Raw genomic sequence first — 15,532 nt, 5'->3', positions numbered from 1 at the left:
AATACCCTAGTCATGGCCAAATGCTCGCTCGCGCAGCCGTTTGAGTTCATCGCGCAAATTGGCTGCTTTTTCAAATTCGAGATTTTGCGCCGCGTTCATCATTTCTTTTTCGAGGCGTTTCAGCTCTTTGGCTAATTGTTTCGGATCCATCTCGGCGACGATTTTGTGTTTCTTCTCTTCGAGGCGCGCAGCTACGGCTTCTTCGGCATTGTAAACGCCGTCGATGATATCTTTAATCCGTTTCACCACGCCGCGCGGCGTGATGCCGTGTTCGAGATTGTAGGCAATTTGTTTTTCGCGGCGGCGCTGCGTTTCGCCAATCGCTTTTTCCATCGAATTGGTGATCCGATCGCCATACAATATTGCTTTACCATTTAAATTACGCGCGGCGCGACCGATGGTTTGAATCAAGCTGCGCTCAGAGCGCAAAAAGCCTTCTTTGTCGGCATCCAGAATCGCCACCAGCGAGACTTCTGGAATATCCAAACCTTCGCGCAATAAGTTAATCCCGATCAGTACGTCAAACACGCCCAGCCGCAGATCGCGCAGGATTTCAACGCGCTCAACGGTATCGATGTCCGAGTGCAAATAGCGCACTTTCACGCCATGCTCGGCCAGATATTCGGTGAGTTGCTCCGACATTTTCTTGGTCAGTGTCGTCACCAAAACACGCTCGCCAATCGCGGTGCGCAGATTGATCTCGGAGAGCAAATCATCGACTTGCGTGCCGACAGGGCGAACTTCAATCAGCGGATCGACCAGTCCAGTTGGGCGTACCAGTTGCTCGACCACTTGGCCTTGATGCTCAGCTTCGTAGGCCGCAGGTGTGGCGGAAACGAAAATCGTCTGCGGCATCAAGCGCTCGAATTCTTCGAACTTGAGTGGGCGATTATCCAAGGCCGACGGCATACGGAAGCCGTAATCGACTAGATTTTCTTTGCGTGAACGGTCGCCTTTATACATCGCGCCAATTTGACCAATCATCACATGGCTTTCGTCCAAAATCATCAAGCCGTCTTTCGGTAAGTAATCGAGCAAAGTCGGTGGCGCAGAGCCAGCGGGCTTGCCCGAAAAATGCCGCGAGTAATTCTCGATGCCTTTGCAGAAACCCATTTCATTGAGCATTTCAAGGTCGAACTTGGTGCGTTGCTCCAGCCGCTGCGCTTCAACCAATTTGTGCTCTTGATAATAAAACGCGAGGCGATCACGCAACTCGTCTTTAATCGTTTCAATGGCGGATAGCACTTTTTCACGCGGCGTCACGTAATGGCTGGATGGGAACACGGTGAAGCGCCCCATGCGCTGTTTCACGTGGCCGGTGAGCGGGTCGAACAGGCTGATGCGCTCGATTTCATCGTCGAACATCGACACGCGCACCGCTAAATCGGCGCTTTCGGCCGGGAATATATCAATCACATCGCCGCGAACCCGAAAATGCCCGCGGGCAAATTCGATTTCGTTGCGGTCGTACTGCATCGTCGTCAGGCGTTTGATGATGTCGCGCTGGCCGATTTTTTCGCCTTCCGACAAATGCAAAATCATCGCGTGGTAATCAGAGGGATCGCCAATCCCGTAAATCGCCGAGACGGTGGCGACGATAATACAGTCGGGGCGCTCGAGCATCGCTTTGGTCGCGCTCAAACGCATTTGCTCAATGTGCTCGTTAATCGCGCTGTCTTTTTCAATAAACAGATCGCGGCTCGGCACATAGGCTTCGGGCTGGTAATAATCGTAATAGGAGACGAAATACTCGACTGAGTTTTCTGGGAAAAACTCACGCATTTCCGAATACAACTGCGCGGCGAGCGTTTTATTCGGTGCCATCACAATCGCCGGCCGCCCCGTGCGTGCGATGACATTCGCCATCGTAAACGTCTTGCCCGAGCCCGTTACGCCCAGCAGTGTTTGAAAGCGCAATCCATCGTCCAAGCCTTCAATCAGCTGTTCAATTGCCTTCGGTTGATCGCCAGCGGGCGGGAAGGGCTGAAATAATTTGTACGGTGAATTGGGGTATTCAACAAACATGGGTAACCTGATTGAAAGCAAGAGGGTGCATTGTGGGCGGATGTGCGATTGGACTCAAGCCTTGTGTCGCGAAAGATGTTTATTGTTTTGCAAGGCGCGTCGCTTTGGGATTGATTAAACGATTCAAAGTGTCGCGGAGGTCTGTGTTGATCGCTACACCATCACGATAAAGAATCACAGGGTCGAGAATTGGTTCTTCGCTGACAGCCAGTTGCGCGACATTGTCGGGGCTGATCGTGTAGCGGCCGAGCGCTTTGCTAATCGGCCACGGTAATTCTGGGAAGACGACATAAGCGAGTTCCGAGCACACAATCCGTTCGTGCGTCAGTACATCAAAATTAAAATCATATTCTTTACCGACTTGCGCCAGCGCTGTGAGGACTGCTGCTTGCTGATCATCCACATCAGGCGTTTGGCTTTCGCGTAGCACCAATAAGTCATCAATGTTTAAAAAACGTTCCAGACTGCTGATGGTTACACCGCTGCGCAGCGCTTCGACAATCCGACCACCTTGGCGGATTTTGTCTTGATAGGCTGGTGCAATCTCATCCCAGATGCCCATTTCGCGCAGCTCCGCTTCGCTGCCTAGCCAAACGGCAACGTGGCCATAATGGCCGGGAATCATTTTGTCGGTGAGGCGAAATGGCGTTTTTTCGAGCAGGATATCCAGTGGTTTAAGCTGGCTTTCCAGTACGGCGACGTCACTGGCAGCCAGGCGCGCCATTTTACCTTTGCGCGTTTGCACCAAGCCCACCATATTGCCAAATCCCATGCTGAGGCCGTAACTCAGGGTGTTTTGTACGCTTTTTTGCTGCAGCTCTAATTCACCGACTAAATACTGCACTGTATCGGCCACATCAACTTGATTACTCTGGTGTAGCGACACATACCAGATGGTGCTTTGGCTGAGCGCGTAGTAGTCAATTTCGAGCGGACTGCTATGAATGCCTTGTTCGCGGCGATCGTTCATTAATTGATCGACAAATTGCGTCGCTTTCAGCAGCCGAGTGCGAAACTCGCTGGAGTGATAATTACTCGCGAGCTGACGCAGTGAAATCCCTTTGCCGACATCATAGGTGAGTAAATAGTTGAACGATGGATTGTTGGCATAGGGTGCCACGGCGATTTGGTAGCTGTCCATCAAGACCAAGGCCGCGGCTAAGCCTTGCTGAATATCGAGCAGAAGTTGTTGGCCCATCTCATCGTTGGGATTGATGCTTAAGGTGTAGCTCACCTGTTTTGCGGTGAGTAAGGGTTTGAACTGGTGCGCATTGGTCGCGATGGTATTGTCGAGTTTCAGCCTAACGTCTGGATGAAATAAGGGCACAACTTTTTCAGCATAGGGCAGAATTTCGCTACGCAATTGGATGTAGCGCAGCGCAATATTGCGCATTTCATTGCTTTGCGATCGCGTGAGTTTGACTGACTTTTGCTGGTTGATTTGGTGTGTCTGCGCAAATTGGTAGGCTTGGCTGCGAAAATTCACCATTTGATTGATTTGCGTTTGAAAGTGATTGGCTTCGTCAGCGCTGACGCTGAGCGGAATTAGTAAAAATAAACACAGTATTAAACGTAGCATGCGGTGCCTTTTTATTCGTAGCGCGTCATTGAGTATTTAGCGCGAGCCGTTAATATTTTGCGACTATTTTTTGCAGATATTTCAAGTTTTGTTATGTATGGCTTTGTGGATGTTTGCCACGTTGGGCTGTACCGATATACATCAAATATTCTTTCGGATTGATTTTTTCGTAGTTCAGTATTGATTCAGCCTTGTGGGTGCATTCTAGCGCTATCAACACGGAATGTGACATAGGATTGATCATGCGAACATGGGCGATATTGGGTTTGGTGGTGAGTTTACTGGCTGGAACGGTTCAGGCTGGACGTGAATGGGATGACGATAGAGAGCGCTATCAAAAGCCGAAATGGAAGCAAAAAGATTACGCAGTGATCCGTTCCGTTCAGCCTCGTTACGAGCAAATCAGCCAGCCGCGGCAAGAGTGTCGTTCTGAATGGGTGACTGAAACGGTCGCTCAGCCTGCCGGCCCGCATTATGGCGGAACGATTATCGGTGGCGCAGCAGGTGGTGCGATTGGTACGCAAGTGGGTAAAGGGCGTGGCCGCGATGTGGCGATTGTCGCTGGCACGCTGATTGGCGCGATGATTGGTAATCATGTTGCAGATCCGACTCGTGGGACGGCATCGGCTCAAACGGTGAATCGAGAAGTGCAGCGCTGCCGTCAAGTCAACGACTATCAACAGCAAGTGCGTGATTATCAGGTGGATTATGAATATCGCTCACAAGTTTATAGTACGACGATGCAACGTTATCCGGGCGAACCAGGTTCGCGTTTACCGGTGCGCGTTTTGGTAGAATTGGATGATTAGCCTTCGATTGCGGTGTGGATGGCAGAGTTTGTGATTATCCCCACCCGCGATGGCATCGCTTGCAGGTACAATCGACCTTGATTTACAAGGAACAAGTCATGAAAGCTCTATTTAAAGTCCTGTTTTGCGCCGCATGTTTATTGGCGGGTACAGCCTCGGCAGCAGTCAGCCGTGATGATGCTTCGGCTTTGGCGCAAAAGAAAACCAACGGCGGGCGCGTGATGTCGGTGGAGAAATTCGTTGAGGGCGATAAAAACGTCTGGCGCGTGAAAGTGCTGACGAGCAGCGGTGAAGTGCGGGCCGTGTTTGTGGATGAAGCCACCGGTAAAACCTACTAAACCGATGCGACTGCTGCTGATTGAAGACGAAGCTGCGCTGCGCGATGCGCTGGCGGCACGTTTAACGCTTGAGGGCTACCGCGTTGATACAGCCGCTGATGGCGAGGACGGCTTGTATCAAGCCTGTGAATTTCCCTTCGATTTACTGATTGTTGATTTAGGTTTGCCCAAACTCAATGGCATTCAACTGATTGAGCGCGTGCGCGCTGCGGGGCATACGATGCCGATTTTGATTTTGACGGCGCGCGCCAATTGGCAAGAAAAAGTCGCTGGCCTAGAAGCGGGCGCCGATGATTATTTGACCAAGCCGTTTGAATACCCAGAGCTTGCCGCCCGCGTGATGGCTTTACTGCGCCGCGCCTTAAAAGCTTTGCCCAATGGCCTTGATTTTGGTGTGCTGCAAATTGATTTTGCACGCCAGCAAGTGCGCAATGCCGAGGGCGTGATTGATTTAACGGCGTTTGAATATCGCCTGCTAGAACATTTGATTCATCAGCGGCCTAATGTCGTGAGCAAACTCGCGCTGGCCGATTATCTCTATCCACACGAAGCCGACCGCGATAGCAATGTCATCGAAGTCTTACTCAGCCGCCTGCGCCGTAAACTCGATCAAGATAGCGCGCAGCCGAGTATCGAAACGGTGCGCGGACGTGGTTATCGTTTTGCTTTGGAAACCGTGTGATCCCGCTCAGTCATCTCTCAATTCGCCGCCGTTTGCATCTAGGCGCTAGCATGGTTTTGCTAGCGTTTTTTTGTGTCACGGGTTTGGCAGTGCAAAGCATTTACAGTCAGCACCTACGCGAAAGCCATTTTGCACGTCTGCAAAGCGCGGTGTATTTGTTAATTGCGATGACCGAGCTAAACCCGCAAGGGCAGTTGGTGCTCCCCAAATCCATGGCCGAGCCCTTGTTCTCAATTCCAAATTCTGGCCTTTACGCTTTTATCGATAATCCAGCGCAAACCGAGCAATGGGTGTCGCCATCTGCTGCACAATTCAAACAACTTCCTGCGCTCACACTAGAAACTGGTATTTGGCAGCAAATCGATTTGCGTTATGCGCAACGTGATTTTTTGCAAACTGCTTATCAAGTGCGCTGGCTGGCCGGGAAAACGGCGCAAACGATCCGTTTTCGCGTGCTGGAAGATCAGCAATATTTTCAAGCGCAACTAGCGCAATTTCAACGCGCACTTTGGGGTGGTTTGGCAGCGGCTGCCGTCTGTTTATTGTTGGCGCAAGCTCTGATGTTGCGCTGGGGCTTAGCGCCGCTAAGGCGTTTGGAAATTGAGCTCGCGGCGATTGAATGTGGTGAACAAGCCGAGGTAACAGGCGAGTATCCACGCGAGCTCGCGCCCTTAGCAGGGCGACTCAACCGTTTGGTCGAGCAAGAGCGCGCGCGGCAGCAGCGCTATCGTGAAGCCTTGGCCGATTTGGCGCACAGCTTAAAAACGCCCTTAGCCATTTTGAGAGCAGAGCCGATGTTGCCTGCTGAATCCGCCGGTGCTGACTATGCAGAGCGCGTCAATGAACAAGTCACGCGAATGGATCATATTGTGCAGCATCAACTCAATCGCGCCGCGCTGCGTGGCTCGGTTGAATTGGCTGCGGCGATTGCGCTCAAGCCCATTGCCGAGCGCGTCTTGGTGGCGATGAAGAAAGTCTACGCTTCACGTGGTTTAACGTTCACTTTGGATTGCGCCGACGATATGACATGGCCGCTGGATGAAGGTGATGCGTTTGAAGTGCTCGGTAATTTGCTCGATAACGCAGGGAAGTTTGCGCAGCAGCATGTGGCGCTTTCATTGCGTCGCGATGATGGTAGTGGTTTGCTGATGATTGTCGCTGATGATGGCCCAGGCTTTGGTGATGAACCTGAGCGTGCTTTACAACGTGGTATTCGTTTAGATGAGCACACGGACAAGCCCGGTCAAGGTATTGGCTTGGCTGTGGTTGCCGATATTGTTGATGCCTACGGCGGAGCAATTCAATTAGGGCGTAGTGATTTAAACGGCGCTGAAGTGAGGATCGTATTTAGTAAAAGGGTATAGCCATCTGGGTCAATATTAATATTGATTAGGTGGATATACCCTTTGATTCTAGTGGTGCATTGCTGGCATTGCACTACTCATCTCTGGTGCCATTAATAGTGTTGGATCTAGCATCCCGAAAATCATCGCAATATGGGCAACTACTAAGAAGACCGCAACAAAGATCGCATGTAGTTTGAGTTTTCTTTCCTCATCCCAGCCTTTACCGATTACGCCCAAATCCAATAAAGCCAAGCCGCCCAAGGGCACAATACCGGATAAATAAAAGCCGACCGCAATGACATCGGCGATGCCGCGCCACTCTCCGGCTTGTGTAATAGGAATCACCGCGTTGATCATTAAATAGACAAATACGCCACTGAAATAAATCCCGCCGGTAATGCTGGCAAAGCGATTGATTTGCCGCATTTTGCCGTGAAATTGTCGCGAAAAAAGGATAAATAGCTCAGTAATCGCAACGGTTTCAGCGAGGATGACCGGAATCGCCATAAATAAAATCAGATTCCACGGTTGATTTTCGGCCAGCAAGGCCATGTAGTGAGTCATGTTCATGTGAGTCTCCGTGGCGCAGCCGATAGTGCGCCGTCATTGAGTGAAGCGTAAAAAAGGATGAAAAGTAGATTTTTACGAATCAGACCGTGGCGGAGGTGAAGGCGGTGCAATGCTGATGACTTGCCATGCAATCAAGGGCGCGGCATGGCGCTCGCTTTGTAGCGCTGCCATTCCCATCGTGATCGAGGGCGGAACGGGTAGGGCACAGTGACTTAAACAATCACTGATGCTCGAAAGATTGATTGCTGTCGATTTGGTAGATTCAGTACAGTGTGAAATCGAAGTCTCTGCGCTGGTGCTGGCGGTCGGCGCAGCATGCAAGGGCGCGCCGATCCCGAACAACACCATGCTCAGTACGAAAAGCACTGGGCTAAGACGGTGTACGAGATGTCGCCAAAAATGCATGTGTTTTCTTTTTGTGAGCGTTTGGTTTCATGTTGCGATGAAAAAGTGGGCAGCGTATTGCGCAGTATCAAGCGAAGGTTATTGCGAACAAAAAAATACCCCGCCTCAAGGACGGGGTAAAAAACTCTCGTAAAGTTTAGGTTTGCTGGCGCTTAAATCGCGCTTTGGCGTAGTTGTTCCAGGATCGCTGGGTTTTCTAGTGTTGATGTGTCTGCCGTGATTTCAACGCCTTTGGCGATGTCACGCAAGAGGCGACGCATGATTTTACCTGAGCGTGTTTTCGGTAGATTGTCGCCGAAACGGATTTCGTCTGGTTGAGCGATCTTGCCGATTTCATGGGCAACCCATTCACGAAGTTGTTTCGCGATCACTTTGGCTTCTTCGCCTTCTGGGCGATTGCCTTTCAATACCACATAGGCAACAACAGATTCGCCTTTGATATCGTGCGGCTTGCCAACGACGGCGGCTTCAGCAACCAATGGGTTAGCAACCAAGGCCGATTCGATTTCCATCGTGCCAAGGCGGTGACCGGATACGTTCAATACGTCATCGATCCGACCCATGATCCAGATGTAGCCATTTTCGTCACGGTGCGCAGAGTCGCCTGCAAGGTAAAGCTTGCCGTTGTAATCGGCAGGGAAGTAGGTTTTGGCAAAACGGTCTGGATCGCCCCAGATATTGCGAACCATCGAAGGCCATGGTTTGCTAATCACCAAGAAGCCGCCTTTGCCTAGATCTACTTGTGCGCCAGATTCATCAACGATGTCGGCGATAATGCCTGGAATTGGCAAGGTGCAAGAGCCTGGTTTAGTCGCTACTGCGCCTGGCAACGGTGCAATCATATTGCAGCCAGTTTCAGTTTGCCACCAAGTATCCACGATAGGGCAACGACCGCCGCCAACGACTTCGTAGTACCACATCCATGCTTCTGGATTGATTGGCTCGCCCACCGTGCCCAAGAGGCGCAATGATGATAGATCGTATTGTTTTGGTAAATCGCCGCCGAGTTTGATCAATGAACGAATCGCCGTCGGTGCGGTGTAGAACGTCGTTACTTCGTGTTTTTCAATCATTTGCCAGAAGCGTGATGCATCTGGGTAAGTCGGCACACCTTCAAACACCACTTGTGTTGCACCAATGCCCAATGGGCCGTAGGCAATGTAAGAGTGGCCTGTAATCCAGCCCACGTCGGCCGTGCACCAGTAAACGTCGGTTTCTTTGTAATCAAAAACCCATTTCATCGTTACTTGTGTGCCGAGTAGGTAGCCTGCAGACGAGTGTTGTACGCCTTTCGGTTTACCCGTTGAGCCTGAAGTGTAAAGAATAAATAGTGGATGCTCTGATTCAACCCACTCTGGCTCGCAAACATCAGCTTGGTCTTGAACTAATTTGTGCCACCAAATATTGCGCTCTGCATTCCAGTGTTCTGGTTTGTTGCTGGTGCGTTGGAATACCACAACTTTAGTTACGGTATCGCAGCCACCGAGGCCCAGTGCTTCGTCGACCATTGATTTCAATGGCGTTGGTTTGCCGCCACGGATTGATTCATTCGCAGTGATGACCAATTTGGCTTCTGCATCTTGAATACGGTCGCGCAATGCACCAGCTGAAAAACCGCCGAATACGACAGAGTGAATCGCACCAATACGCGCACACGCTTGCATCGCAATCACGGCTTCTACGGTGTGTGGCATGTAGATAACGACGCGGTCACCTTTCACAACGCCAAGTGATTTTAGGCCGTTGGCGAATTGGCAAACGCGGTGATAGAGCTCGCGGTAAGTCACGCGAGTCACAGAACCATCGTCGGCTTCAAAAATAATTGCAACTTTATTGGCTTTAGTCTCTAAGTGGCGATCTAGACAGTTGTAAGATACGTTGATCAAGCCATCTTCAAACCATTTGAAAAACGGTGGGTTTTCTTGATTTAAAACTTGAGTAAATGGTTTTTTCCAGCTCAGCATGCTGCGAGCGAGGTCAGCCCAGAATCCTTCGTAGTCGGCAGTGGCTTTCTCGCAGAGGGCGTTGTAGCCGTCCATGCCTGATACGGTTGCATTAGTACGAAACTCATCTGATGGTGGAAATAGACGTGTTTCTTTTAAAACTGAATCGATACCACTCATGTGTGAACCCCTTCGTAGAGAAACTGAGTTGAAAATAATCTGTTTCGAAATTTATTGGATTACGGCATTGAAAGCTAATTGTCTTTTTTGATGTCATAAATCAGTGAGACTGATGTAGTGCAGAGTGACTTGAATTAATAGGGTTTTGCTTGGGTAAAACGCCTAAACCCGCTATTCTGAACAGGCAATGAGAGCCATAATTTGTGGATAAGGAGTGGAATGCCGCTTGATGTTTTACCTGCACTGCTGCGTGCACAATCAAACTTTAACGCCGAGAGTTTGGACTCCGGCGTGTTTTCGGCTGCCCTACAAGACTTATTGCAACTCTCCGAGAGCCCGTGGGGTGGGATTGGTGAATTGAATGGCGTTAATGGTGTTGTCCAACTGACTGCGGTGCAAGCTTCAAAAACTAAAACTGACACAAGCCCCCTATGGTCATTGCAAGCTGAGCACCGAACTGCTTTAGCAAAGGGCCGGGCTGTTTGCCTCAATCAATCGCCAATGAATGCCGCAATCTGTGACTTACTGGGTCTTAACGAGGATGTGCAATATGCGGTGTTGTTGCCAATGCAATATCAGGACGAAGTGGTTGGTATTGCTCTATTAGCCAATAAAAATAAAGCTTACAAGGTAATACTGGCTAAAAAAATAGCGCCACTGTTAACAACCTTAGCGCAACTTATTTTGTTTCAGCGCCAAGTATTAAATCGGCTTAGCGCGCAAGAAAAGCATGATAGGCAGCAAGCTTCGCTGCGGGCTTTAAGCCAAATCACCGCGCTACGCCAACGTGATGACCATACTTTAATAGCTGATGCTTTATATTTGGGCTGCAGCTATTTTGGCGTGCCGTTTGGTATTGTCAGTCATATTCAGCAAGATGATTACGTGATTGAGGTGCAGTATTCCGCTAATGGCGCGTTGCAAGACGGAGCACAGTTTCGCCTAGGAAAAACGTATTGTAGTTTGACTTATCAAGCCGACGATGTCGTCGCAATTTCAATGATGGGCTTGTCGCCTTGGGGCAATCACCCGTGCTACGCTGAATTTGGTCTTGAAACCTATATTGGGATTCCGATTTGGGTCGCAGGACAGCGTTACGGCACACTCAATTTTTCGTCCCCCGAGGTGCAAGAGCGCCAGTTTGATGAGATTGATCACGAGTTCTTAAGGCTGATGTCACGCTGGGTTGGTGGCACCATTGAGCGTCAATTGGCTAGGCAAGAACGTGACGATATTGCTGAGCGGTTTCGCAAGATTGGCGAACAAGTACCAGGCTTGATTTTCCAGACACGGATGAATCAAGATGGCAGCAGTGCCTATTTATATGCCAGTGCTGGGATTGAAGGTATTTATGGTTTGAAGCCTCTCGATGTAGCCGATGATGCAAGTAAAGTATTGATGTATCTTCATCCAGACGATGTCAATGAAGTCGTGGCAAGCTATACCAAAGCATTAGCTACATTATCGCATTGGGATACGGTCTACCGCATTCAACATCCAAGCAAAGGTTTGATTTGGGTTGAGGCGCATGCCAAACCAGAACGAACCCCAGAAGGCGATACGTTGTGGTACGGCATGGTGATGGATGTCACTGAGCAGCAGGCGGCCAAATTCAAACTCCAGCAAGCCATGCAAGCGGCTGAGGCAGCGAATCAAGCAAAGAGTCTATTCCTCGCCAATATGAGTCATGAAATTCGTACGCCTATGAATGGTGTACTGGGTATGATTTCATTATTGCTCGATTCAAATTTGACACCGCAGCAACGCGAGTACGCCGAAACCGTCCGTTTTAGCGGTGATGTGTTGATGGGCGTCATCAACGATATTTTGGATTTCTCGAAGATTGAAGCGGGGCGTTTAGAGTTAGAAACGCTTGATTTTGATCTACCTCGCTTGCTGAATGATTTCTCAGCAATGATGTCATTGCGTTTGCAAGAAAAAGGCCTGCGCTATCAGTGTGATATTGCGGCTGAGGTGCCGACCATGCTGCGCGGCGATCCTGGGCGCCTGCGACAAGTACTGATTAATTTGGTTGGCAATGCGATCAAGTTTACTGATCACGGTCATGTGAGCGTGAGTGTCAGTTTGGAAAGCCAAACTACCGCGGCCATTACGCTGCGTTTTTGTGTCAGCGATACCGGCATCGGGATTCCTAGCGATAAAATTCATCGTTTGTTTAATAGTTTTTCTCAGGTGGATGAGAGTACTTCGCGCCGTTTTGGTGGCACGGGTTTAGGATTGGCTATTTGCAAACAGATTGTGACCTTGATGGGCGGCGAAATCGCTGCGCACAGCATTGCTGAGCAAGGCACTGATTTTGTGTTTACCGTGCAAATGGCGATGGCATCCTCTGCGGCACATATACGATTAAGGCAGGCTTCAACGCCTCAACAACAAAAAGTTTTATTGGTGGATGCGATTGATTCGCATCGTGAAGCCTTGGTGAGTTTGTTGAGCGCATGGGCATGGCAAGTGGTCGCAGTATCAAGTAGTGCCAAAGCTTTGGCCTTGCTGCGTGAGGGCGCATCCACTTCGACGCCGTTTACCCTTGCTGTCTGTGATTTACATTTACCCGAGATGGATGGCTTGCAATTGGCACGGGCGATTAAAGGTGAAACAGCATTGGCGGCGCTGCCTTTAGTGCTGGTGACGGCGATTGGCGTACGCGGCGATGGTAGCCGAGCCCATCAAGCTGGCTTTGCGGCGTATTTAACTAAACCTGTTGTGGCCGATGAGTTTTATGGCGTGCTTGAGCTAGTACTGCAAGGTGAAGGCGATTCGCAGTTGGTGACGCGGCATACTTTGAAAGAGGTAAATTCGGTTCAGCACTGCAAGGTGTTGCTCGCGGAAGATAATCCAGTGAATCGAATGGTGGCCGTCAAAATGCTAGAGAAATTGGGTTGCTCTGTGGTGACGGTAGAAAACGGTCGCTTTGCATTGATGGCGGTGTTGGAACAACCCTTTGATTTAGTGTTTATGGATATGCAAATGCCAGAGATGGATGGCCTTGAGGCAACGCGTTTGATACGTAGTCAAGCAAACGGGGCTTTGTCGGGCATTCCGATCATTGCATTGACCGCCAATGCCTTAGCTGATGATAAACAGCGCTGTTTTGATGTGGGTATGGATGACTTTTTAGTCAAACCGATTCAATCAGATGCTTTACTCAAAGCATTGAAGCAATGGGCGCGTAGACCTTGAGTATTGCCTCATATCTCATCTAGATTAGCCTCTTCGTATTGATACCCTATTGTTGAGTTTCAAAAAGATCATCGCAGCAGTCAGTGCATCATTCATTGGATCGTGGCGTGGGAGTATGGGCAGCCCAAGTTCTTTCAGTATGGTTGTTAAGGATAAATCGACATCAGGTCGATATGCGCTGACCTTTTTGTCGTAATACAACGCAGACACATCAATCGCTTGATTGGGTAAATCAATGCCTAGCCAGGGCTTAAGTTGTCGATTGATGACTGCTAAATCAAATTCCAAATAATAGCCGACAATAGCCCGGCTTCCCATGAATTGTAGTAGCTCGGAGAGTGCCTCGTGCAATGTCAGCCCGTGGGTGACATCTTGTTGGCGAAGTCCGTGAATGGGTATGGTTTTCGGATCAATTTGTCCACTGGGCTTTACCAACCATTGTCGGCTGGTGGATTTCACAATAGTGTTGCCACGGACAATGACCGCTGCGATCGACAAGATTTCCGCTTGTTTGGGATTAAGGCTGCTCGTTTCGCAATCGATACTAACCCATTCATCGGCTGGCGCAGGCGCAAATAAAAATGCGAAAGCAGGATCGCGTAATTGGCGTTGTCCAAGCCATGTTTTTAAATGGCGAATCATAAGAGATGCAACTTAAATTGATGGCTGATGTGTTGTTTAAAGCGCTTGACCACCACTAAGGCATCTTTGAGTAAATCGCGCTCTAGCGTCGTCAACTGGCTTAGCGTGATGAGATTATCAATCGTTTTACCTTGCTGGGCTTTTTGTAGGCCAAATTTTAATTGCAGGCTTTGCAAATAAGCGAGCGTTTCGCTGAGGTCGCGGGCAAATTCGGGCGATAGTAATTCACGTTCGCGCAGTACATCCAAGCGATGATAAGTATTACGATTCTTGATCCCTGCTTTGAGCGTGAGGCAGCGAATGCCGTGGACCAAGGTAAAAATCCCACCTTTTTTTAAATCAAGCTGCCCGCTGGTGCTGCGCAGTTGCGAGAAAAAGCCGAGTGGCGTATCAAATTGTGCAATGGGCAGGGCGAAATGCCCAAGTAGACTGTCATTGGTGCTGAGGTCTTGCTGTAAGTAATCTCGTAAATGGGAGAATAGTGCTTTGTTTCCGATGACCGGATAGGCATCTACCCAAATGGCGAGATTCAACATATTTTCACCGTTGGTTTGCGCCATCCATTCGTTAAATAGGTGTTTGAATTCGCTTTCGCTGCGCCGCCAATAGGGGTTATTAACCATGACTTTGCCAGGGCAGGGCGGGTAGCCAAAGCGAATTAGTGCTTGATTAAACGCTTCGCAAATGCGAACCAAGTCGGGGTGGGTAAAGCCATCGGCAATAATCAGCGCATTGTCTTGATCGGTCGGTAAAATTTGCTCGCCTCGACCTTCGGAGCCCATACAAACGAGGCAGACATGCTGAGTGATGTCGTTCGGGGCAATCAATTGCCAAATTTTGGCTAGAAATTTTCGATGTAACTCACGAATTGTGGCTGCGATCAAAGTGACTTTGATACCTTGGCTTTGTTGTTGGCGAATGATTTTATCGGTTTGAGCCCAAGCAAAGCCTAGCTCTTCAAGGTTGCGTGCTCTTTCGATTTGATTTTGGACTAAGTGTGAGTGCTGGGTGAGAAATGCCAACAGGTCAACTTGCTCTATGGTGCCAACAATGGCGTCATCGGTCTGGACCACGACGCGGCCTATGCTGTGTTTCACCATGAGCGCCATCGCGCTGTGGAGTGGCGCATTAGCCCTGACACTGTGCAATTGAAAATGGGCGTAGTTCGCCATTTTGCACTGGCTGGCGCTCTGCTCGCTGATGATAAAATCACGCAAATCGGTCTGCGTAAAAATCCCCGTTCTTTGCTGGTGCTGAATGAATACGGCGGTGCAAGCCTGTGCCTTCATGTGCCGTGCCGCATCGAGCACGGTTGCATCAGCTGTTAGCCATTGGGCGGGATGCAAATAGGCCGAGTGAATGGGGGTGAGTAGCAGTGACTGTAGTTCGTCTTCTGCCGAGGGTTGCTGCGACAGCGTGGCTAAACGGTGGGCGATGTCTTGGTAAAAATAAGCGCCAAAGCGCGCATTGTTGCGAATTAACTCTAAAATCAAGTCGCGTGGGATGCTAAAAACGAGGCTGTCTTCAATAGCTACCCACTGCTGTGGTGCGCTTTCATTGAGTAGGGCTTTACTATTGAGTGTTTCTAGTTCGCTGTAAACGGTGACGATCTCTCCTTGTTCTTCTTCTGCGATCAGACCTTTGTTGACCACCAGTAAAGCTGTATTTTCAGCGTTGGCTGCAATCACTGTGCTACCGCTGGCGAAATATTGAAGGTCTAGCGTTTGTTCAAAGTGATCCTGCTCAGTACTGGTGAGGCTGCTGTACGGGGCGATGGAGAAATCAAATAGCGTAGACATTTATATTCTCGGC

12 protein-coding genes are annotated in these 15,532 nt (G+C 49.7%); 5 read left to right on the top strand and 7 right to left on the bottom strand.

The genetic code is table 11. The features are described from left to right. Positions 1–6: 6 nt before the first annotated feature. Together uvrB and K4H28_RS11425 are read right to left on the bottom strand one after the other, a co-directional pair. Positions 7–2,025 (bottom strand): excinuclease ABC subunit UvrB, encoded by a 2,019-nt coding sequence (gene uvrB, locus K4H28_RS11430; protein ID WP_221005322.1) that lies wholly within the window; start codon positions 2,023–2,025, stop codon positions 7–9. Between the two features lie 79 nt (positions 2,026–2,104). Then, positions 2,105–3,604 carry a YiiX/YebB-like N1pC/P60 family cysteine hydrolase gene (locus tag K4H28_RS11425; protein WP_221005321.1) on the bottom strand — a complete coding sequence of 500 codons (1,500 nt, stop codon included), beginning with the start codon at positions 3,602–3,604 and terminating at the stop codon, positions 2,105–2,107. 242 nt (positions 3,605–3,846) lie between these two features. Here K4H28_RS11425 and K4H28_RS11420 point away from each other — a divergent pair, with 242 nt between their 5' ends. From K4H28_RS11420 to K4H28_RS11405, 4 genes are all read left to right on the top strand, one after another. Beyond that, the gene (locus K4H28_RS11420; RefSeq protein WP_221005320.1) at positions 3,847–4,413 is read left to right on the top strand and encodes a glycine zipper 2TM domain-containing protein; all 567 of its coding nucleotides are present in this window, start codon (positions 3,847–3,849) and stop codon (positions 4,411–4,413) included. A gap of 98 nt (positions 4,414–4,511) precedes the next feature. After that, a complete protein-coding gene (locus K4H28_RS11415; RefSeq protein ID WP_221005319.1) occupies positions 4,512–4,751 on the top strand; it encodes a PepSY domain-containing protein in 240 nt (79 codons plus the stop codon). After that, a complete protein-coding gene (locus K4H28_RS11410; protein ID WP_255573508.1) occupies positions 4,726–5,433 on the top strand; it encodes a response regulator transcription factor in 708 nt (235 codons plus the stop codon). Before K4H28_RS11415 ends, K4H28_RS11410 begins: the two co-directional genes overlap by 26 nt. After that, positions 5,430–6,797 (top strand): ATP-binding protein, encoded by a 1,368-nt coding sequence (locus tag K4H28_RS11405; RefSeq protein ID WP_221005318.1) that lies wholly within the window; start codon positions 5,430–5,432, stop codon positions 6,795–6,797. The genes K4H28_RS11410 and K4H28_RS11405 overlap by 4 nt, the downstream gene beginning before the upstream one ends. Positions 6,798–6,845: 48 nt before the next feature. Here the strand turns inward: K4H28_RS11405 and K4H28_RS11400 are convergent, their stop codons facing one another. The 3 genes from K4H28_RS11400 to acs form a co-directional block, all read right to left on the bottom strand. Next, complete coding sequence (locus tag K4H28_RS11400) at positions 6,846–7,349, bottom strand: DUF6803 family protein (RefSeq protein WP_221005317.1); 504 nt, start codon at positions 7,347–7,349, stop codon at positions 6,846–6,848. A 72-nt stretch (positions 7,350–7,421) separates the two neighbouring features. Beyond that, positions 7,422–7,754, bottom strand: coding sequence for a hypothetical protein (locus K4H28_RS11395; RefSeq protein WP_221005316.1), 333 nt, complete (start codon positions 7,752–7,754; stop codon positions 7,422–7,424). Between the two features lie 152 nt (positions 7,755–7,906). Further along, entirely contained in the window at positions 7,907–9,877 is a 1,971-nt protein-coding gene (gene acs, locus K4H28_RS11390; RefSeq protein ID WP_221005315.1) for an acetate--CoA ligase, read from the bottom strand. Positions 9,878–10,096: 219 nt separating this feature from the next. Between acs and K4H28_RS11385 the strand changes: the two genes are divergently transcribed. Continuing rightward, positions 10,097–13,078, top strand: coding sequence for a response regulator (locus K4H28_RS11385; RefSeq protein WP_221005314.1), 2,982 nt, complete (start codon positions 10,097–10,099; stop codon positions 13,076–13,078). A gap of 24 nt (positions 13,079–13,102) precedes the next feature. Here K4H28_RS11385 and K4H28_RS11380 read toward each other — a convergent pair whose 3' ends face one another. Both K4H28_RS11380 and K4H28_RS11375 read right to left on the bottom strand, forming a co-directional pair. After that, positions 13,103–13,720: a 3'-5' exonuclease gene (locus K4H28_RS11380; protein ID WP_221005313.1), complete on the bottom strand. Its 618-nt coding sequence runs from the start codon at positions 13,718–13,720 to the stop codon at positions 13,103–13,105. Continuing rightward, positions 13,717–15,519, bottom strand: coding sequence for a putative nucleotidyltransferase substrate binding domain-containing protein (locus K4H28_RS11375; protein ID WP_221005312.1), 1,803 nt, complete (start codon positions 15,517–15,519; stop codon positions 13,717–13,719). Before K4H28_RS11375 ends, K4H28_RS11380 begins: the two co-directional genes overlap by 4 nt. Positions 15,520–15,532 lie beyond the last annotated feature (13 nt).

The organism is Deefgea tanakiae (assembly GCF_019665765.1).
GTDB classification, from domain to species: domain Bacteria; phylum Pseudomonadota; class Gammaproteobacteria; order Burkholderiales; family Chitinibacteraceae; genus Deefgea; species Deefgea tanakiae.
This window is presented reverse-complemented; position numbering and strand designations above follow the sequence as displayed.

Excerpts from the sequence above, each read along its gene's own strand:
- K4H28_RS11380 (WP_221005313.1), bottom strand. The coding sequence starts at position 13,720 with ATGATTCGCCATTTAAAAACATGGCTTGGACAACGCCAATTACGCGAT.
- K4H28_RS11425 (WP_221005321.1), bottom strand. The coding sequence starts at position 3,604 with ATGCTACGTTTAATACTGTGTTTATTTTTACTAATTCCGCTCAGCGTC.
- K4H28_RS11420 (WP_221005320.1), top strand. The coding sequence starts at position 3,847 with ATGCGAACATGGGCGATATTGGGTTTGGTGGTGAGTTTACTGGCTGGA.
- K4H28_RS11410 (WP_255573508.1), top strand. The coding sequence starts at position 4,726 with ATGAAGCCACCGGTAAAACCTACTAAACCGATGCGACTGCTGCTGATT.
- acs (WP_221005315.1), bottom strand. The coding sequence starts at position 9,877 with ATGAGTGGTATCGATTCAGTTTTAAAAGAAACACGTCTATTTCCACCA.
- K4H28_RS11385 (WP_221005314.1), top strand. The coding sequence starts at position 10,097 with ATGCCGCTTGATGTTTTACCTGCACTGCTGCGTGCACAATCAAACTTT.
- uvrB (WP_221005322.1), bottom strand. The coding sequence starts at position 2,025 with ATGTTTGTTGAATACCCCAATTCACCGTACAAATTATTTCAGCCCTTC.
- K4H28_RS11375 (WP_221005312.1), bottom strand. The coding sequence starts at position 15,519 with ATGTCTACGCTATTTGATTTCTCCATCGCCCCGTACAGCAGCCTCACC.
- K4H28_RS11395 (WP_221005316.1), bottom strand. The coding sequence starts at position 7,754 with ATGCATTTTTGGCGACATCTCGTACACCGTCTTAGCCCAGTGCTTTTC.
- K4H28_RS11415 (WP_221005319.1), top strand. The coding sequence starts at position 4,512 with ATGAAAGCTCTATTTAAAGTCCTGTTTTGCGCCGCATGTTTATTGGCG.
- K4H28_RS11400 (WP_221005317.1), bottom strand. The coding sequence starts at position 7,349 with ATGAACATGACTCACTACATGGCCTTGCTGGCCGAAAATCAACCGTGG.